The 18,585-nt window shown below is 71.7% G+C and carries 15 protein-coding genes; 6 read left to right on the forward strand and 9 right to left on the reverse strand.

The window, feature by feature from the left end:
* Positions 1-231 precede the first annotated feature (231 nt).
* Genes C0010_RS02875 through C0010_RS02885 form a run of 3 tightly spaced genes read right to left on the reverse strand, consistent with a single transcriptional unit; the run spans position 232 to position 2,739 of the window.
* Positions 232-1,179, reverse strand: a complete 948-nt coding sequence (locus tag C0010_RS02875) for a CPBP family intramembrane glutamic endopeptidase (protein WP_105565585.1) — start codon at positions 1,177-1,179, stop codon at positions 232-234.
* Complete coding sequence (locus tag C0010_RS02880; protein WP_105565500.1) at positions 1,169-2,230, reverse strand: DUF1648 domain-containing protein; 1,062 nt, start codon at positions 2,228-2,230, stop codon at positions 1,169-1,171. The genes C0010_RS02875 and C0010_RS02880 overlap by 11 nt, the downstream gene beginning before the upstream one ends.
* Positions 2,227-2,739 (reverse strand): GntR family transcriptional regulator, encoded by a 513-nt coding sequence (locus tag C0010_RS02885; RefSeq protein ID WP_105565501.1) that lies wholly within the window; start codon positions 2,737-2,739, stop codon positions 2,227-2,229. Before C0010_RS02885 ends, C0010_RS02880 begins: the two co-directional genes overlap by 4 nt.
* Positions 2,740-2,981: 242 nt before the next feature.
* Between C0010_RS02885 and C0010_RS02890 the strand changes: the two genes are divergently transcribed.
* Positions 2,982-4,283 (forward strand): APC family permease, encoded by a 1,302-nt coding sequence (locus tag C0010_RS02890; protein ID WP_105565502.1) that lies wholly within the window; start codon positions 2,982-2,984, stop codon positions 4,281-4,283.
* 122 nt (positions 4,284-4,405) lie between these two features.
* On the opposite strand, the gene hisS is transcribed toward C0010_RS02890, so the two are convergent.
* The 4 genes from hisS to mfd all read right to left on the reverse strand — a co-directional run bounded on the left by hisS (position 4,406) and on the right by mfd (position 11,599).
* Positions 4,406-5,668 carry a histidine--tRNA ligase gene (hisS, locus tag C0010_RS02895; RefSeq protein WP_105565503.1) on the reverse strand — a complete coding sequence of 421 codons (1,263 nt, stop codon included), beginning with the start codon at positions 5,666-5,668 and terminating at the stop codon, positions 4,406-4,408.
* Positions 5,669-5,873: 205 nt separating this feature from the next.
* Entirely contained in the window at positions 5,874-6,497 is a 624-nt protein-coding gene (locus tag C0010_RS02900) for a nucleoside triphosphate pyrophosphohydrolase (RefSeq protein ID WP_105565586.1), read from the reverse strand.
* Positions 6,498-6,646: 149 nt separating this feature from the next.
* On the reverse strand, positions 6,647-7,816 hold the full coding sequence (locus C0010_RS02905; RefSeq protein WP_105565504.1) for a Na+/H+ antiporter NhaA: 1,170 nt from the start codon (positions 7,814-7,816) through the stop codon (positions 6,647-6,649).
* Positions 7,817-7,978: 162 nt separating this feature from the next.
* The gene (gene mfd / locus C0010_RS02910) at positions 7,979-11,599 is read right to left on the reverse strand and encodes a transcription-repair coupling factor (RefSeq protein ID WP_174150218.1); all 3,621 of its coding nucleotides are present in this window, start codon (positions 11,597-11,599) and stop codon (positions 7,979-7,981) included.
* Between the two features lie 182 nt (positions 11,600-11,781).
* Here mfd and C0010_RS02915 point away from each other — a divergent pair, with 182 nt between their 5' ends.
* Both C0010_RS02915 and C0010_RS02920 read left to right on the forward strand, forming a co-directional pair.
* Complete coding sequence (locus C0010_RS02915) at positions 11,782-12,291, forward strand: hypothetical protein (RefSeq protein ID WP_105565505.1); 510 nt, start codon at positions 11,782-11,784, stop codon at positions 12,289-12,291.
* Positions 12,292-12,384: 93 nt separating this feature from the next.
* Positions 12,385-12,990: a hypothetical protein gene (locus C0010_RS02920; RefSeq protein WP_105565506.1), complete on the forward strand. Its 606-nt coding sequence runs from the start codon at positions 12,385-12,387 to the stop codon at positions 12,988-12,990.
* A 102-nt stretch (positions 12,991-13,092) separates the two neighbouring features.
* Here the strand turns inward: C0010_RS02920 and pth are convergent, their stop codons facing one another.
* A complete protein-coding gene (pth, locus tag C0010_RS02925; RefSeq protein WP_105565507.1) occupies positions 13,093-13,677 on the reverse strand; it encodes an aminoacyl-tRNA hydrolase in 585 nt (194 codons plus the stop codon).
* A gap of 130 nt (positions 13,678-13,807) precedes the next feature.
* On the reverse strand, positions 13,808-14,413 hold the full coding sequence (locus tag C0010_RS02930; protein ID WP_105565508.1) for a 50S ribosomal protein L25/general stress protein Ctc: 606 nt from the start codon (positions 14,411-14,413) through the stop codon (positions 13,808-13,810).
* 237 nt (positions 14,414-14,650) lie between these two features.
* On the opposite strand from C0010_RS02930, the gene gndA reads away from it, so the two are divergent.
* From gndA to C0010_RS02945, 3 genes are all read left to right on the forward strand, one after another.
* Positions 14,651-16,090: an NADP-dependent phosphogluconate dehydrogenase gene (gndA, locus tag C0010_RS02935; RefSeq protein ID WP_105565509.1), complete on the forward strand. Its 1,440-nt coding sequence runs from the start codon at positions 14,651-14,653 to the stop codon at positions 16,088-16,090.
* A 157-nt stretch (positions 16,091-16,247) separates the two neighbouring features.
* Entirely contained in the window at positions 16,248-16,982 is a 735-nt protein-coding gene (locus tag C0010_RS02940) for a response regulator transcription factor (protein ID WP_105565510.1), read from the forward strand.
* Positions 16,979-18,547, forward strand: a complete 1,569-nt coding sequence (locus C0010_RS02945) for a sensor histidine kinase (RefSeq protein ID WP_324999446.1) — start codon at positions 16,979-16,981, stop codon at positions 18,545-18,547. The genes C0010_RS02940 and C0010_RS02945 overlap by 4 nt, the downstream gene beginning before the upstream one ends.
* The last annotated feature ends 38 nt before the right edge of the window (positions 18,548-18,585 follow it).

The raw sequence follows: 18,585 nt of genomic DNA on the forward strand, positions 1-18,585 counted from the left end.
GGCTCGCGCCCAGCCTAGCGTCAGTGCGCGTCGGGACCATCATCCGGTCGCCGCTCGACCGCCGGCGCCCGGCGAGTTCGGCGGAGGTTCATCCGGAAGTCATCGGCAGGATCGACCGCGCACGGCCGCGCGGCGCGCCGCGGGCTCCGGTGTCCCGCGACCCCGGGCGCTGGGGCGCGCCGGCGGCTGCGAACGCCGGACGGCGCGCGGAACCGGAGCGATGCCCCCGTGTCAGCCCGCAGGACGCGGCGCGAAGCCGACGAGGCGTGCGGCGCGGAACTGGCCGCACAGCGCGAGGACCGCGATGACGGCGCCGAGGACGATCCACATCGGCACCCCCATTGGCGCCATCAGCACGGGGTCCGGCGTGCTGCCGGCGGCGCTGAACAGCAGGGTCGCGCTTCCGACGGCGTTCAGCCCGCCGTGGGCGAACACGGCGGGCCACACCGATCCCGTGCGCAGGCGGAGCCACCCGAAGAAGACGCCGAGGAGCACGCACGCGACGACCATGAACAGCACGCCGGTGACATCTGTGCGCGCGTAGTTCTGCCCGAGGAGCAGTACGGGCGCATGCCACACGCCCCAGACCGCGCCCGTGATGAGCAGGGCGGGCCACACGCCGAGCGGGCGCAGCGACGGGAGCAGCCAGCCCCGCCACCCGATCTCCTCGCCGAACGCCAGGATCGCGTTCGGGATCACGGCGGCGAAAGGCACCATCACGAGCTGCACCGAGACCAGGAGCCACGGGTCGATGCCGCTCAGGTCGGCCCCTGCGGCCTCATTCGCGGCGACGAAGCCCGACAGGCCCGCGAGGTCGAGCTCGACCCAGCCGAACGCGGCCGAGACCGCGATGCCCGCGAACGTCAGCACGAGCGGGGCGAGCAGGCCGAGCACGCAGAACCAGATCGTGCGGCCGACGGGCCGCAGCGGCCACAGACCCAGGAACCGCACGGCACCGCGACGCGGCGCCCTCAGCACCAGCACCACGACGAGCACGGCCAGGGCGGGCGTGAACATCATCGCCGACACGACGGCCTGTGCGAGCAGCGGCGGCAGCTCCCCGAGCCAGAGCGGGAGCGCGACGACCCACGCGAGCCCTGTCGCGACGACGGAGAAGACGACGACCGCGGCCCACGGCACCCGGCCGGGGCGTGCGCCTGCCTGCTGTTCAGCGCTCATCGCGACCACCGTCCTCTCGCGGATTCGCGGCCGAGGTGAGGCCCCGCAGCAGCGCCACCGCCGTCTCAGCGTCGTCGACCGTGACGGTGACGAGCTTGCCAGCATTGGTTGTGACCCGAATGCCCTCCCCCGCACGCATCACGATGCCCATGCCCGCGCCGGCGACGCCGTAGCGCCAGCCCCAGCCCCCGAACTCCCCCATGGGGCTGACCTGCACCACCTCGGCCGAGCGGATGTCGCCAGCGGCGATGTGTTTGCGGGGCCACCCGAGGGGCGCGCGGACCGTCAGACCGTCCGCATCGACGCGCACCACGAACCTCGCGGCGAGCAGCACGGCCGCTGTCGCGAGCACGCCGCTCCCGATGGCGGCCCACGCCCCCGCGGACAGACTGCCCGTGAGCTGGACATCGAGAACCGCAGTCGTCAGCGCAATCCCCAGGGTGATGAGGACCAGCGCGCCGAGCACGATGAGCGCCGAGCGCGATAGCGACACCGAGCGGATCCAGACCGCGCGCTCGCCCGGAGCCAGGTCGACGGCCTCGGGCGCGGCGGCACGCTCGTCCGGATCCGCGGGAACATTGAGCGCTCCCTTCCACGCGAGGAAGCCGGCGACGACCCCGATCGCCGCCCCGATCAGGAGGGCCGGTCCGGCGTTCGGCACGTCGCGCGCGTCGTCGTAGCCGACCTGCATCGCCGCGGTGAGGAACTGCCCGACGCCGAGCAGGCCGACCTCGAACCAGATGGCCGCGGCGATGACCCGGTACGACATGGCCCGTCCGGAGTTCGTCCTGAGCCCCGACAGCGCGAGCAGAGCGAGGAGCAGCGTGATGCCGCCGCCGACCGCGATCGTCGTGACGGGGAGCACCCACTGCGGGCCGAAGCCGTCGGGCCCGCCCGTGAAGCCCCAGTGCGTCGCGGCGGGGTCGGGCATCGCAGGCAGCATCGCGAACTGCGCGGCCGTGAGCATGACGAACACCGCCAGCGGCGCGTACAGCCCCACCCACCGGAAGCGCCTGACCGCCCGCCGCCGCTCCGCCTCATACGTCGTCATCGCACTCCTCCTGTCGCGTGCGCACCCTCGGCTCTCAAAACGCCCTCATCCGGCGCGGCGCCGAGGGCGTCGCCCGAGGCGGCTCCGATGGGTGGGCGTATGTGCGCCGCGGGTTCGAACCCCGTCCGCGCCTCGCCGCGCGCGCCACCCGGCCCGGCACCTCCGGATGCATCGCGCACCAGGTTCGCGAGCGCGTCGCGCGAGATGCCCAGCGAGGCGGCACGCGCCACGATCCGCCCGATGTCGTCGCGCAGCTCCGCCGCCGGGCCCGCCGCGGCCGCGACGACCGCTCCCCTGCCGGGGCGCATGTCGACGAGCCCCTCCTCGCGCAGCTGCTGATAGGCGTGCAGCACGGTGTGCAGGTTCACGCCGAGCGAGGCAGCCACCTGCTTCGCCGAGGGCAGCCGGTCGCCCGGGCCGACCGATCCCGCGACGACGTCGGCCCGAATCGACGCCGCGATCTGCGCGAAGACGGGCACCTCGCGCGTCGGATCGATCCGGATCAGCATGCTCTTATTCTATATGAACTAGAATAGTACATCCAATATCCCGACCGGTCGCGATCTCCCACTCCACCACCGAGGTCGCAGATTCCGCACTAAAATCCCCGATCGCAGCGAGAATCTTGACACCGCGGAGTGAGAATTCTGACACCGCGGGGTGGTCATCCCGGCGCCAGGGGCACCGCGCCGGCACCCCTCCGGCCGCGGCCGTGGCCGGCGCGCCACCCGGGCGCCCTATACTCGCCCGCATGACGACCCTCGCGCGCCGGCTCGGGCTCGGTGACGCCGTCGCGATCGGGCTCGGCTCCATGGTCGGCGCCGGCGTGTTCTCGGTGTTCGCCCCCGCGGCGGCCGCCGCAGGCGCCGGCATGCTGATCGGCCTCGCCCTGGCTGCGCTGGTGGCCTTCGCGAACGCGACGAGCTCGGCGCAGCTGGCGGCCGTCCATCCGGTCTCGGGCGGCAGCTACGCCTACGGCAGGGCCGAGCTGAACGAGTGGTGGGGCTTCCTCGCGGGTTGGTGCTTCCTCGTGGGCAAGACGGCGAGCTGCGCCGCCATGACCCTCACGTTCGCGGCGTACGCCGCGCCCGGATTCGAGCGGCCGGTCGCCATCGCCGCCGTCGCCGCGCTGTGCGCGATCAACCTCGCCGGCGTCACTCGCACGGCACTCGCGACGAAGGTCATCGTCGCCCTGGTGCTCACCGTGCTCGCCGTTGTCGTCGCCGCCGGCATCGTCGCGTCGTCCCCCGGCAGCGCTGAGGCTGCGCTCGCCGTCGCCTCGCCCACGGGCGCCGTCGATTCCTCAGCCGCGGCCGCTGGTGGGTCCGCTCTCGGCGGCCTGCTCGCATCCGGGTGGCACGGCATCCTGCAATCGGCCGGCCTGCTGTTCTTCGCATTCGCCGGCTACGCGCGCATCGCGACGATGGGTGAGGAAGTGCGCGACCCGCGGCGCACGATCCCGCGCGCGATCGTCTTCGCCCTCTCCGCCGCCGTCGTGATCTACGCCGTACTCGCCGTTGTCGTGCTCTGGACGCTCGGCCCCGAGGCCGCCGCCGCTTCGCACGCGCCTCTGGCGGACGTCGTGGGCGCGGCCGGATGGGCGTGGGCCGAACCCGTCGTGCGCGTCGGCGCCGCGCTCGCCTCGCTCGGGGCGATGCTCGCTCTGTTCGCCGGGCTCGGCCGCACGGGCCTCGCGATGGCCCGCGACGGCGACGTGCCCCGCTGGTTCGCCGCCGTGTCCCCGCGCACGCAGGTCCCCCACCGCGCCGAGATCGCCGTCGCTCTCGTCGTGATCGCCCTGGTCGCGACGGTCGACCTGCGCGGAGCGATCGGCTTCTCGTCCTTCGGCGTGCTGCTGTACTACCTGGTCGCCAACCTCGCCGCGTTCCGCCAGGGCGACGCCCGCCGCTACCCGCGGTGGCTGCAGGTGCTCGGCGCGGCGCTCTGCGTCGTGCTGGCGGCGAGCCTGCCGTGGCAGAGCATCGCGGGCGGCGCGGGCGTCGTCGCGCTCGGGCTCACGTACCGCCTCATCCGGCTGCGCGCCGCGCGCTGAGCGGCGCATCGGCTGTAGGGGATTCCCCGAAATTAGGCAACACCAGGCCGAAAAAGCCTACCCTCGAGGAATCCTCCTAGGCTCTGGGCACCGTGCCGGCCCGGAACCTCGACTCAGGGGGCTCAGCCGAGCGGCTTCAGCTCCAGGTCGGCGAGCGCCTGGCCCGCGCGGAGCGCCGCGAAAGCCGCGTAGCCGTCGGCTTCGGCCTGGGCGAGCAGGTTCTTGAGGTTCTTCGGCCGCTGTTCGAGCCGCACGCGCTTGCCCTCCGCCACGAGCGCCGCCTTGGCGTGGAGCAGCTCGGGCAGCGGCACGTCCTTGTCGTGCACGAGCACGACGGCCTCGGCCGCCTCGCCCTCGGCGATCTCCACGAGGTCGACGACGCGCTCGAAGCCGATCGAGAAGCCGACGGCGGGCACTTCCTGGCCGAGGAAGCGCCCGATCATGCCGTCGTAGCGACCGCCCCCGCCCAGCGAGTACGACACCGACGGATGCGCGACCTCGAAGATCGTGCCGGTGTAGTAGCCCATGCCCCGCACGAGGAAAGGGTCGAACTCGAGGCTCGCGGCGCCCACGGCCTCACCGATGCCGACGAGGTGCGCGACCACGTCATCCGGAACGCCCTCCGGGAGCGCGGCGCGGATCTGCCGCTCGCCGAAGCCGTCCGGCTCAGCCCGATCGCGGCCGAGGAACGCCTCGAACGCGTCGACGGCCGCGGCCGACGCCCCGCGCTCGCGCAGCTCCGCGGCGACGCCCTCGGGGCCGATCTTGTCGAGCTTGTCGATCGTGATGAGCACACCCGGGCGCTCGTCCGGGTCGAAGCCGAACACGTCGAGCATCGCGTCGAGCGCGCGGCGGTCGTTGACCCGGATGACGGCGCCCGTGAGGCCCAGCGCGTCGAACACGTCGAGCGAGGCGGCGAGCAGCTCGACCTCGGCGCGGGCGGTGGCGTCGCCGATGATGTCGATGTCGCACTGCACGAACTGGCGGTAGCGGCCCTTCTGCGGGCGCTCCGCCCGCCAGACCGGGGCGATCTGGATCGATCGGAACACGCCGGGCAGCGAGCCGCGGTTCGACGCGTAGAACCGCGACAGCGGCACGGTCAGGTCGTAGCGCAGGCCGAGGTCGGTCAGCCCCGCCTGGTCGTCGGCCGCCGCGGCGACCTTCTCGGGCGTCAGGCCCCGGCGCAGCACGTTGAACGCGAGCTTCTCGTTGTCGCCGCCGATGCCGGCGTGCAGGCGCGAGTACTCCTCCATGACGGGGGTCTCGATCTCGTCGAAACCGTGCGCGCGGTAGCGATCCCGGATGATCGAGAGCACCCGCTCGCGGCGGTTCTTGTCGGAGGGCAGGAAGTCGCGCATCCCGCGCGGGGCGTTTACGGAAGCCATAGCACTCCGATTATCCCAGAACGCCCGGGCACCCAGTTTCCCCGGCCGAAGCTGTGCGCCCCTCACGCGCCGCGACGTGCGGGTGTCAGCGCCCACGACCCACAACAGGCCGCACCTGAGCGGTGCACCATCCGGTCAGGTGCGACGATCTGCGGGTAGAGCGCCGCCTACGTCCCACAAGCACGCGTACCTGAGGGGCCGCCGCCTACGCCTCGGCGTTGCGGATCTCGGCCTCGACGCCGCGGACCTGCGCACGAAGGGCGCGCTCGGCGTCCCACCCGCGGGCACGTGCCAGCGCGACGAGGCCGAGCAGCGTCTCGCCGAGCTCCTCCTCGCTCGCGGGGAGCAGCGACTCCTCCGCGTGGTCCTCGAGCGCCTCGGCCGCCTGGATCTCCTCGACGAGCTCGAGGCCGACACCGACCTGCTCTGCCTTGCCGAGCACCTTCTGCCCGAGGGCGAGGGCGGGCATGGCGTGCGAGACGCCGTCGAGCACGGAGGTCCGCCGCCGCTTCTCGAGGGCCTTCGCCGCACCCCACAGTTCGAGCACCCTCTCGGGCGTCTCGGCGGTCTCCCCCGCGAACACGTGCGGGTGGCGGCGCACCATCTTGTCGGCGAGGTCACCGGCGACGTCGTCGAGCGTGAAGTCGTCGGCGACCGCGGAGTGGAACAGCACCTGCCACAGCACGTCGCCGAGCTCCTCGCGGAGCCCCGCCCTGTCGCCCGTCTCGATCGCGTCGATCAGCTCGGCCGATTCCTCCTGGAGGTACGGCGCGAGCTCTTCGTGCGTCATCGCCCGCGACCAGACGCATTCGGCGTGCACCCTGTCCATCACCTCGGCCGCGCGCAGCAGCCCCTCGCCGGATTCCGTCACGCGCTCATCCTCTCATCGCCGTGCCGGATCTCCCGCGCCCGAGCGCGAACGCCTCCGCCGAACCCTGACGCAGCGTGCGCGGGTTCGGCGGAGGCGTGCGGAGCGCGTCAGTCGTCGATCGCGACGCCCTGGGCGGCGAGGCGCCTGTAGTGGCGGGCGCGCGCCGTGACGATGAACGCGGAAGCGACGAGCGAGATGCCGGAGCCGATCAGCACGCCGAGCACGGCCTCATCGGCGACCACGGGGTTGTCCGAGAACGCGAGCCGGCTCAGCAGCAGCGACACCGTGAAGCCGATGCCTCCGAGCGCGGCCGCCGGCAGAATGTCAGCGACGCTGAGCTCCGGCTTGCCGTTCTCGTCGCGCCCGATGAAGTTCGCGATCCACCCGAAGAGCGTGATCCCGACCAGCTTGCCGAGCGGCAGCGCGACGATGATCGCGAACATCGCGGGCGACAGCTCGTTCAACGGCACCTGCGGGATGAGCACGAGCGCGGAGAAGAAGGCGAAGATCGGCAGGATCACGCCGTTGACCCACGGCTCGAGCACGTGGCTGGTGCGCAGGCCCTCGGACTGCCGGATGACGAGGCCGAGCGCCACGCCCGCGATCGTCGCGTGCACGCCCGAGAGGTAGACGAACGACCACGCGGCGAGCGCGACGATCACCATCAGGATGACGACCGGAACGTTGTTCTTCTCGCTCCGGATGCGGCTGAGGACGGCGAAGGCGACGATCAGAGCCGCCGCGATGACGAGGTTCAGCAGGTTCACGTCGCTCGTGAACAGGAAGGCGATGAACAGGATGCCGACGATGTCGTCGATGATCGCGAGCGCGAGCAGGAAGACGCGGACCTTCTTGGGCAGGCCCTTGCCGAACATCGCCAGGACGCCGAGGGCGAAGGCGATATCGGTCGCGGTCGGGATCGGCCAGCCGTTGATCGTATCGCGCTCGTGCGCGATCAGCAGGTAGAAGATGATCGGGACGAGCACGCCGCCGAAGGCCGCGATGGCGGGCTTGACTGCCTTCTTGACGGTGTTCAGCTGGCCCTTGGTCAGCTCGAACTGGAGTTCGACGGACGCCGTGAAGAAGAACACGGCGAGCAGCAGGTCGGCCACCCAGTGCGAGATCGACAGGTGCAGGCCGAGTGCCTCGGGGCCGATCTCGGTATGGCTCCATTCGATGATCTCCTCACCGAACGACAGGTTCGCGAGGATCAGGCCCAGCGCCGCGGCGCCGAGGAGCAGGAAGGCAGGGAAGCGCTCGGAGCGGAGAAGCTTCATCGGGTCCTTTCGGTCAGCATTCTAGCCACCGGCGGTCGGCCGGAGACGCCGACCAGACTTCCCGGCACACCGGTGAACCATCCTACGGGGTCGGCCGACGGCGGAGCGGAGCGGAGTGTCGCGGCGCCGGATGGGCGCACGGGCGGCGCGACGAGGGCCCGCTCACGTCGCGGCCGGCTGTGCCTCATCCGGAGCCTCGGCCTTCGGGAGGGGGAAGAGCGCATCGAGCAGCTGCTCGACCCAGGCGATCAGCGCGGCGTCCTGACCCGGTGCGATCTTCGTCGGGAGCGGGACGACCATCGCCTCGCCGCCCGCGAGCAGCTTCGACTGCGGATACAGCCTCTTCAGCCGCACCTGCATCGAGTCCGGCAGGTCGGCAGGCGCGATCCTGAGGTTCTTGCCCATCGCGACGACGTCGCTGAGCCCGCTGCGGGAGGCGCGCCTGCGCAGGCGCGCGACCTGCACGAGGCCTGCCACCTCGGCGGGCGGCTCGCCGTACCGGTCGGTGAGCTCCTCGACGACGAGGTCGATCGCGTCGTCGTCGGCCGTCACTGCGGCCGCCGCGGAGAGCTTCTGATACGCCTCGAGGCGCAGCCGCTCGCTGTCGATGTACGACTCGGGAACGCGCGCATCGACGGGCAGCTCCAGCCGGAGTTCCGTCGGGCCCTCGACCTCGTCGCCGCGGAAGGTCGCGACCGCCTCCCCGATCATCCGGAGGTAGAGGTCGAACCCGACGCCGGCGATGTGCCCCGCCTGCTCGGCTCCGAGCAGATTGCCCGCTCCGCGCAGCTCCAGGTCCTTCATCGCCACCTGCGTGCCGGAGCCGAGGTCGTTGTGCACCGCGATCGTCTCGAGCCGGTCGGCGGCCGTCTCGCTGAGCGGCTTCATCTCGTCGTACACGAAGTACGCGTACGCGCGCTCGCGGCCGCGGCCGACGCGCCCGCGCAGCTGGTGCAGCTGCGCGAGGCCGTATTTGTCCGCGCGATCGATGATGATCGTGTTGGCGTTCGTGATATCCATGCCGGTCTCGATGATCGTCGTGCACACGAGCACGTCGAACTTGCGCTCCCAGAAGTCGTCGACGACCTGCTCGAGCTGGTTCTCGCCCATCCGGCCGTGCGCGACCGCGATGCGCGCCTCCGGCACGAGCTCCGCGAGGTGGCTCGCGACCTGTTGGATCGACTGCACGCGGTTGTGCACGTAGAACACCTGGCCCTCGCGCAGCAGCTCGCGCCGGATGGCCGCCGTGAGCTGCTTGTCGTTGCGCGGACCGACGTACGACAGGATCGGATGCCTGTCCTCCGGCGGCGTCTGCAGCGTCGACATCTCCCGGATGCCCGTGACCGCCATCTCGAGCGTGCGCGGGATCGGAGTCGCACTCATCGCGAGGATGTCGACGTTCGTCTTGAGCTTCTTGAGCGCGTCCTTGTGCTCGACGCCGAAGCGCTGCTCCTCGTCGATGATCATGAGGCCGAGGTCCTTGAACGTCACGGCCTCGGTCAGGATGCGGTGCGTTCCGATGACCATATCGATCGAGCCGTCGGCCAGGCCCGCGACGACGTCGCGCGCCTGCTTCGGCGTCTGGAAGCGGCTGAGGGCGCGCACGTTCACGGGGAAGCCGGCGAAGCGCTCCGAGAACGTCTCGAAATGCTGCTTCACGAGCAGCGTGGTCGGCACGAGCATCGCGACCTGCTTGCCGTCCTGGATCGCCTTGAACGCCGCCCGAACGGCGACCTCGGTCTTGCCGAAGCCGACGTCGCCCGAGAGCAGTCGGTCCATCGGCTGCGGGCTCTCCATGTCGCGCTTGATCTCGTCGATCGTCTGCAGCTGGTCCTGCGTCTCCGCGAAGGGGAACGCCTCCTCGAGTTCGCGCTGCCATGGAGTGTCCGGTGCGAAGGCGTGGCCCTTGGCCGCCATCCGCGCGGAGTACAGCTTCACGAGTTCCACGGCGATGTCCCGCACGGCGCGGCGCGCCTTGCTCTTCGCCTGCGCCCAGTCGCTGCCGCCCATCTTCGACAGCTGCGGGTCCTCGCCGCCGACGTACTTCGACAGCTGGTCGAGCTGGTCGGTCGGCACGTGCAGCTTGTCGGCGGGGCGGCCGCGCTTCGCCGACGCGTACTCGAGCACCAGGTACTCGCGCTCGCTCTTGACGGCGTTGCGGCCTCCCGACGAGACCTCCCGCTTGACCATCTCTACGAAGCGGCCGATTCCGTGCGTGGCGTGCACGACGTAGTCGCCCTTCTTGAGCTGCAAAGGGTCGACGACGTTGCGCCTGCGGGACGCGAGCTTCTTCTGGCCGCGGTTCCCCCCGCCGACCGTGCGGCCGTAGAACTCGTTCTCGGTCAGGACGGCGAGCTCCGCCTCCGCCGATTCGAAGCCGTTCTCGAGCGACGCACGCACGAGCGTCGCGATGCCCGGCTCCGGCGCCTCCGTCAGCTCATCGACGATGCGCGCCGCGACGCCCCGCTCGCTCAGCACGTCGCGAGCGCGCTCCACAAGGCCCGCACCCTCCGCGGCGACGACGACCGTCCAGCCGGACGAGACCCGATCGGCAATGTGGCCCGTCGCGCCGTCGACGTTGCCCTGGAACGACGGAACCGCGTCCGCCCGCACGCGGTGGCCGCCGCCCATCGGCACGGCGGCGTCGCCCGCCTCGGCGAGCTCGGCACCGATTTCGGCGAGGCCCGTGTCGAACGGGCTGAGCGACCACCAGACGCCACCGGCGGAGCGTGCGTCGTCGCGCAGCCGCGAGATCGGCAGGAAATCGCCGGCGTCGAGGTCGACGGGCGCGTCACCGCCGCCCGTCGCTGCTGCCCAGGCCGCCTCGAGGAACTCGCGGTTCGTCTCCCCCAGCGTCAGGGCGCGCGTGAGTGCGCGCTCGGGGTCGACCATGGCGACGGATGCGCCCAGAGGCATATACGCGGCGAGCGACACCAGCGGGCCCGCGACGACGGGGCTCAGCGACTCCATGCCCTCGACGGGGATGCCCTCGGCCATCTTCTCGAGCATCTGCGCGATGCCCGGCATCGACGACTGCAGCTCGAGCGCGCGCTCGCGCACCGCATCGGTGAGCAGCAGCTCTCTGCTCGGCACGAGCTCGACGCGCTCGACGGGCTCCGGCAGCGAGCGCTGGTCGGAGACGGCGAAAGCGCGGATCTGATCGACCTCGTCGCCGAACAGTTCGATGCGGTACGGGTGGTCCGCGACCGGTGGGAAGACGTCGACGATTCCGCCGCGCACGGCGAACTCGCCGCGGCGCGTGACCATGTCGACGCGGGCGTAGGCGCGCTCGACGAGGCCGGCGACGAGGTCGTCGAGGTCGAGCGCCCGCTGACCGACTCGGAGCTCGATCGACGGGATGTCGGCGAGGCCCGGCGCGATCGGCTGCACCGCGGCACGCACCGAGGCGACGACCACGAGCGGCGCCGCACCGTCCCACGCGGCGACGGTGCGCAGCGCCGTGATGCGGCGCCCCACCGTCTCGGGGCTCGGGCTGAGCCGCTCGTGGGGCAGCGTCTCCCATGCAGGGAAGTCGAGCACGGTCGCGTCCGGCATGAGCGACGCGAGCGCGGCGCCCAGCGCGTCGGCGCGACGCCCCGTCGGCGCGATCGCGAGCAGGGCCGGTGGGTGGCCGGCGGCGCGTCGGCGCTCCAGCAGGGCGGCCAACAGCGGCGCGTCCAGGCCGGAGGCGCACGAGAGCTCGGCGTCGACGGCCGACTCCGCGAGCGCGTCGCGGTAGCTCTCGGAGCGTTCCAGGGCGCGCAGAATCCCGTGAACTGTCACCGAGTCAGTCTAGGCCTTCCTGGTCGACGGGGTCGGCCGGGCGGCGCGCGGAGCATGCGGCCACCCAGGGCGGGCCGCGCCGCCCCTGCCCCGCGCCGGGCGGCGTGCGCGATGCTCGCGCCTCCCGGCGAACGATGGGTGGTCGCCCCCGCGAGGCGCGGTGATTCCGTACGATGAGAGGTATGACGAACGGGGGCGGGTACGCGGCGCCGTACAGCGCGCCCGTCGACCCGCGCTTCGCGTCGATCGCCGACCCGCAGCGCAAGCGCCGTACCGCGGCGGCCGCGCGCATCGCGCTCGTCCTCGCGATCGGCGCCCTCGCGATCGCGGCCGTCCCCCTCTGGTTCGCCGGCCGCGCATCCGGCGCCGCCGTCGGAGCGAGCGGCGTGCTCGACGCCGGCGTGTGGAGCTGGGCCGTGCTGGCACCCGCTCGCTCCGCCGTCATCGCCGCCGAGGTCGGGTTCTGGCTCGGCACGGTTCTGGGCCTCTGGGCGCTCGTGCAGGGCATCGTCGCGGCACGGCGCCCCGTCGGCCGCACTGCCGCCGTCTGGGCGATCGTCGTTGCGGCGGCCGCTCCCCTGCTGCTGACGGCGCTGACCTTCGGCGCCGTCGCATCGGCCATCGGCGCACCGGCCGATGGCGTCGCCCCCGACACGGCGCTGCTCGCGCTCTCCCCTGCGCCGCCCCGCTGACCCCCTGCACAACCGAACACCGATGACCGCTGCCCCGCACCGCGGGTGCCGCACCGCACCGGCCGCCGCAGCGGCCGCCGAACAGGAGACACCATGTCGAACCCACCGGTCCCGCCGCCCGCCGGCCAGCCCGGCGAGGGCCAGCAGCCCGCGTACGGCCAGCCCGCCTACGGCGAGAACGCGCCGCCGGCATACCCGCCGCAGGGTCAGCCGCCGTACGCCGCGCAGGGCGGCCCCGGCTACCCGCCCGGCCAGGGCTACCCGGCGGCCGGCTACCCCGCCCCGTACCAGAAGCAGCCCCGCCCCAAGGGCAAGCCGACGCTCGGCATCGTCGCCGCGATCGCCGCGATCGTCGGCGTGATCGCCGGCTGCATCATCGTCGGGGCCTCGGCCTCCGCGCTCGGCCAGTACATCGGTGATGCCACCATGAACGGCATGAGCGACTCGTACGAGTACGACGAGTACGCGACGTTCGACGACACCGCGTTCCTGCCCTACCTGGGCGGTGTCTTCGCCGGCTTCGCCGTCTACGGGATCCTCGCGCTCTGGGGCCTGATCCAGGGCATCTTCGCGACCGTGCTCAACCGCGGCCGCGCGTGGGGCATCACGGCGATCGTCGTCTCGGTCGTCGGCTTCGTCCCGGTCATGATCACCTACGGCATCACGTTCATCGGCTCGATCCCGATGGACAGCATGTAGTACCGGCCGGCTCCGCCCGGAACACGGAGAACCGCCGCACGATCACGAGGATCGTGCGGCGGTTCTCCGTGTTCGCGGCGCGCGCGGCCGAGGCGGGGCGCCTCAGGCGCGCGGCGCGTGGGCGCGCTGCTGCGCAGCGGTGAGGCCCTCGTCGACGATCTGCTCCGCCGCGTCGGCGGCGTCGGACAGCAGGACGCCGAGCGTCCGTCGCTCGGTCGCCGAGAACGGCGACAGCACCCAATCAGCGGGGTCCTGTCGCCCCGGGGGACGCCCGACACCGACGCGCACGCGGGCGAACTCAGGCGTACCGAGAGCCTTCGCCACGTCTCGGACGCCGTTGTGGCCGCCGTGTCCTCCGCCCGACTTCAGCTTCAGCGAGTCGAAGGGGATGTCGAGTTCGTCATGGATCACGATGACGTTCTCGGGCGCGACGGAGAAGAACTTCGCGAGCGAGGACACCGGCCCTCCCGAGACGTTCATGAACGAGTTCGGCTTCGCCAGGACGAGCTTCGCCCCGCCCGGCCGCAGCCAGGTCTCGGCGACGCGCGCGTTCGCCTTGTGCTGCGAGAACCCCTCACCGCGCCGCGAGGCGAGCTCGTCGATCACCATCTGCCCGACATTGTGGCGGGTCAGTTCGTATCGGGGCCCCGGGTTCCCGAGCCCCACGATCAGCCACGTGGCTGCCATGCGGTTCCTTTCGCGAAACGGGCCGCGCGGCCGCGGCCGGATGCCTGATCAGCGGCCCCGATCCGTGCGCCGCAGAGAGCGCGAGGGGGCGCGACCATCGTCGCACCCCCTCGCGGAACTCGGAACGGGATTACTCGGCCGACTCCTCGGCCGACTCGTCCTCGGCGCCCTCGCCCTCGGTCTCCTCCTCGACGTCGCCGCGCGGCGTCGAGATGGCGACGACGAGCAGGTCGGCGTCGTCGACGAGCGTGACGCCCTTGGGCAGCTCGACGTCGCCGGCGTGCACGAGCGCGCCGTCCTCGAGGCCCTCGATCGACACCGTGAGGTGCTCCGGGATGCTCATGGCGTCGGCCTCGACCGTGATGGAGGCGGCCGACTGCGTGTGGATCGTGCCGGCGAAGCTCTCGCCCTCGATCGTGAACGGCACCGAGACCTGCATCTTCTCGCCGCGCTTGACGATGACGAGGTCCATGTGCTCGATGATCCACGTCACGGGGTTGCGCTGGACGTCCTTCACGAGCACGAGCTGGCTCTTGCCCTCGATGTCGAGGTCGATGACGGCGTTCGCGTGGCGCACGATCAGGCCGGTCTCGTGGGCCGGCAGCGCGACGTGCGTCGGCTCCTCGCCGTGCCCGTAGATGACGGCGGGGATCTGGCCGGCGGCGCGCAGGCGGCGCGCGTAGCCCTTGCCGAACTCGGTGCGGACGGACGCCGCGAGGGTGATGTTGTCGCTCATGATGCTCCTCGTATGCGCGGCATGTGACGGCCGCTGGGTGAAGTTTCTCGACTCGAACGCAACACGTGAGGAGAGCGCGGCGGCTCACACACCCGCGTCGATAACGGAGGCCGTAGCCGTCCCTCGCCGAGGTCGACCCCCATCCTACCCGAAGACGGCTCCGGATGACGCGCGGTGCATTACCTACTGTTCCGGCTGCGCGCGGAGGCACCCCCGTGGGCCGCTAGCCTAGAGGGCATGAGTGCGAATATCGGAGTCGTCGGCCTTGCCGTCATGGGGTCCAACCTGGCCCGCAACCTCGCCAGCCGCGAGGGCAACACCGTTGCTGTGTACAACCGCAGCCGCGAGAAGACCGACCAGCTGGTCGCCGATCACCCGGAGGCCGGCTTCGTGCCCGCCTTCTCCTACGAGGAGTTCGCGGCCAGCCTGTCGAAGCCGCGCACCGCAATCATCATGGTGAAGGCTGGCCGCGGCACCGACGCTGTGATCGACGAGCTCGTCAAGGTGTTCGAACCCGGCGACATCATCGTCGACGGCGGCAATGCCTACTTCCCCGACACGATCCGCCGCGAGAAGGCGGTCCGCGAGACGGGCATCAACTTCGTCGGCGCCGGCATCTCCGGCGGCGAAGAGGGCGCGCTCCTCGGCCCGTCGATCATGCCGGGCGGCTCCGACGAGTCGTGGGTGACCCTCGGCCCGATCCTGAAGTCGATCGCCGCGGTCGCCGAGGGCGAGCCCTGCGTGACCCACGTCGGCCACAACGGCGCCGGCCACTTCGTCAAGATGGTGCACAACGGCATCGAGTACGCCGACATGCAGCTCACCGCCGAGGCGTACGACCTGATCCGCCGCGGCACGGGCAAGACCCCGGCCGAGATCGCCGACATCTTCGCCGAGTGGAACACCGGCGAGCTCGAGAGCTACCTCATCGAGATCACCGCCGAGGTCCTCCGCCAGGTCGACGCGTCCACCGGCAAGCCGCTCGTCGACGTGATCCTCGACCAGGCGGGAGCCAAGGGCACCGGCGCTTGGACGGTGCAGACCGCGCTCTCCCTGGGCGTCCCCGTCTCCGGCATCGCCGAGGCCACCTTCGCCCGCTCGCTGTCGAGCCACCCCGAGCAGCGCGCCGTCGCGGCCGCGCTCCCCGGCCCCGACACCGAGTTCGCCGTCGACGACGCCGACGCGTTCATCGCGGACGTCGCCCAGGCCCTGTTCGCCTCGAAGATCATCGCCTACTCGCAGGGCTTCGACGAGATCCGCGCCGGCGCCGCCGAGTACGACTGGACGATCGACCTCGGCGCCGTCTCGAAGATCTGGCGCGCCGGCTGCATCATCCGGGCCCAGTTCCTGAACCGGATCGCCGATGCCTACGCCGAGCATCCGGAGCTGCCCGTGCTCGCGGCCGCCCCGTACTTCGCGGACGCGCTCACGCGCGGCCAGGCGGCGTGGCGCCGCGTCGTCGTCGCGGCGGCACAGGCCGGCATCCCCTCGCCGGCGTTCAGCTCGTCGCTCGCGTACTACGACGGCATCCGCGCCGACCGCCTGCCGGCCGCACTCGTGCAGGGCCAGCGCGACTTCTTCGGCGCGCACACGTACAAGCGCATCGACAAGGAGGGCACCTTCCACACGCTGTGGTCGGGCGACCGCACCGAGGTCGAGGCCGAGGACACGCACTGATCGACGCCTTCGACGGGCCGCTCCGGATCATCCGGAGCGGCCCGTTCCGCGTTCCGAGGCCGGGCGGGCCCCGGACGCTCCCGGCCGACGCCGCATTCACAGCCGCCGCATAGCGCGCGGCATAGAAACCACATAGGTTCGGGCGCACAATGGGGGAATGACCGATCCGCACGCTCCCCTCGTCCGCCCTGACGGCTCCCCCGTCCGCGTGCTCGTCGTCGACGACGAGCAGATGCTGACCGACCTGCTCTCCATGGCGCTGAAGATGGAGGGCTGGGAGGTGCGCACCGAGGCCGCCGGCTTCGACGCCCTGCGCGCCGCCCAGGAGTTCGCGCCCGACGCGATCGTGCTCGACATCATGATGCCCGACCTCGACGGCATGGCCGTGATGCAGAGGCTGCGCCAGTCGGGCGACGACGTGCCGATCCTCTTCCTCACGGCGAAGGACGCCGTTGCCGACCGCGTCGCCGGCCTGACCGCTGGCGGCGACGACTACGTCACGAAGCCGTTCAGCCTCGAGGAGGTCGTCGCTCGCCTGCGCGCCCTGATGCGCCGCACCGGGGTGCAGTCGGCAGAGGATGACCCCGTCCTCCGCGTCGGCGACCTCAGCCTGAACGAGGACAGCCACGAGGTGATCCGCGACGGCCGCGAGATCGAACTCACCGCCACTGAGTTCGAGCTGCTCCGCTTCCTGATGCGCAACCCCCGCCGCGTGCTCAGCAAGGCCCAGATCCTCGATCGCGTCTGGAACTACGACTTCGGCGGCCGCTCCAGCGTCGTCGAGCTGTACATCTCCTACCTGCGCAAGAAGATCGACGCCGGAGCAGAGCCCCTGATCCACACGGTGCGCGGCGCCGGATACATGATCAAGGCTCCCCAGAAGGAATCGTGAGCGCGCCCGCCCCCGATGCCGCGCGACCAGCGCCCGCGAGCGGCCCCCTCCCCACCGATGGGGAACCGGCGCCCGACGAGGCGGGTCCCGCGACCGGCACGGCGCCCGCCGTCGCCATGACGGGTCGTACGAGCCTGCAGGCGCGGCTCATGGCGACGGTGTTCGCGATCGTCGCCGCGATCCTGCTCGTCGTCTCGCTCGTGACGAGCGCGCTGCTGACGACGGTGCTGAACCAGACGCTCGACGATCGGCTCGAGGAAACAGTCAAATCGCTCGGCCCCGAGTTCGGCCTGCACGCAGCGACGGGCGACGCGGTCGGGCAGCTGCAGGAGTCTCGGGCCGCCCCTGGCACCGTGCTGCTGTTCGGCACGGACCCGGGCACGGCGACGGGCGCCTACGTCGATCACGAGTACGAGGTCGAGCCGCTGAGCCGCCGGCAGATCACGCAGATCCTCACGGGAGTCACCGACAGCGGCCCGCACACGGTGAACGTCACCGACCTCGGGACGTTCCGCGTGCAAGCGCTCATCGAGCGCTCATCCGGCAGCGCCATCGGCGTGATGGGGCTCGAGAACGTGACGGAGAGTCAGACCCTCGCTCGCATGCTGTGGTCGATCGCGCTCGTGACGGTCGGGGGCATGATCGGGCTGGGCGTCGCGACGACGATCGTCATCCGGCGAGGACTCCGGCCCCTGCGCGACATCACCGAGACGGCCGCGCGCGTGTCGAGGCAGAAGCTCGACCAGGGCGCCGTCTCCATCACCGAGCGCGTGCCGCCCGAGCAGGCCGACCCCTCGACGGAGGTCGGCCAGGTGGGGGCCTCGCTGAACACCCTCCTCGACCACGTCGAGCACTCGCTCGCGGCGCGCGAGCGCAACGAGGCGACCATGCGGCGCTTCGTCGCCGACGCCAGCCACGAGCTGCGCACGCCGCTCGCATCCATCCGGGGGTATTCCGAGCTCTCGCTGCGCGACAGGACTCTGTCCGATACGACCGAGCAGTCGCTCGAGCGCATCCAGGCGCAGTCGATCCGGATGACGGGCCTCGTCGAGGACCTGCTGCTGCTGGCGCGTCTCGACGAGGGCCGCGAGGTGCAGATCGATGCGGTCGACCTCACCCAGGTGGCCGTCGACGCGCTCGGCGACCAACAGGTGGCCGCCCCCGAACACGTGTGGAGCGTCGAGGCCGACGAGGAGCCGCTGATCGTCGCGGGCGACTCCGGCCGCCTCAGCCAGGTGTTCGTGAACCTGCTCGCCAACGCCCGCACGCACACCCCGGCGGGGACGGAGGTCACGCTCCGGGTGCGGCGCGAGGGTTCGGGCAGCGCGACGCGGGCCGTCGTGCAGGTGCACGACAACGGGCCCGGCATCTCACCCGAACTGCAGGCCGAGATGTTCTCGCGGTTCGCCCGCGGCGACGTCTCCCGCGCGCGGAAGACGGGCGGCACGGGCCTGGGGCTCGCGATCGCGAAGGCGATCGTCGAAGCGCACCACGGAACGATCGAGGTGCGGAGCGAGCCGGGCGACACGACCTTCGAGATCCGGCTTCCGGCGAAGCCGCTCTGAGCGGACACGCCCTCGTCGCCGCGGCCGCCGACCGTCGC

Origin of the sequence: Microbacterium halophytorum (genome assembly GCF_002970975.1) — a bacterium.
Lineage (GTDB): Bacteria > Actinomycetota > Actinomycetes > Actinomycetales > Microbacteriaceae > Microbacterium > Microbacterium halophytorum.

Excerpts from the sequence above, each read along its gene's own strand:
- C0010_RS02875 (WP_105565585.1), bottom strand. The coding sequence starts at position 1,179 with ATGAGCGCTGAACAGCAGGCAGGCGCACGCCCCGGCCGGGTGCCGTGG.
- C0010_RS02880 (WP_105565500.1), bottom strand. The coding sequence starts at position 2,230 with ATGACGACGTATGAGGCGGAGCGGCGGCGGGCGGTCAGGCGCTTCCGG.
- C0010_RS02885 (WP_105565501.1), bottom strand. The coding sequence starts at position 2,739 with ATGCTGATCCGGATCGATCCGACGCGCGAGGTGCCCGTCTTCGCGCAG.
- C0010_RS02890 (WP_105565502.1), top strand. The coding sequence starts at position 2,982 with ATGACGACCCTCGCGCGCCGGCTCGGGCTCGGTGACGCCGTCGCGATC.
- hisS (WP_105565503.1), bottom strand. The coding sequence starts at position 5,668 with ATGGCTTCCGTAAACGCCCCGCGCGGGATGCGCGACTTCCTGCCCTCC.
- C0010_RS02900 (WP_105565586.1), bottom strand. The coding sequence starts at position 6,497 with ATGGACAGGGTGCACGCCGAATGCGTCTGGTCGCGGGCGATGACGCAC.
- C0010_RS02905 (WP_105565504.1), bottom strand. The coding sequence starts at position 7,816 with ATGAAGCTTCTCCGCTCCGAGCGCTTCCCTGCCTTCCTGCTCCTCGGC.
- C0010_RS02915 (WP_105565505.1), top strand. The coding sequence starts at position 11,782 with ATGACGAACGGGGGCGGGTACGCGGCGCCGTACAGCGCGCCCGTCGAC.
- C0010_RS02920 (WP_105565506.1), top strand. The coding sequence starts at position 12,385 with ATGTCGAACCCACCGGTCCCGCCGCCCGCCGGCCAGCCCGGCGAGGGC.
- pth (WP_105565507.1), bottom strand. The coding sequence starts at position 13,677 with ATGGCAGCCACGTGGCTGATCGTGGGGCTCGGGAACCCGGGGCCCCGA.
- C0010_RS02930 (WP_105565508.1), bottom strand. The coding sequence starts at position 14,413 with ATGAGCGACAACATCACCCTCGCGGCGTCCGTCCGCACCGAGTTCGGC.
- gndA (WP_105565509.1), top strand. The coding sequence starts at position 14,651 with ATGAGTGCGAATATCGGAGTCGTCGGCCTTGCCGTCATGGGGTCCAAC.
- C0010_RS02940 (WP_105565510.1), top strand. The coding sequence starts at position 16,248 with ATGACCGATCCGCACGCTCCCCTCGTCCGCCCTGACGGCTCCCCCGTC.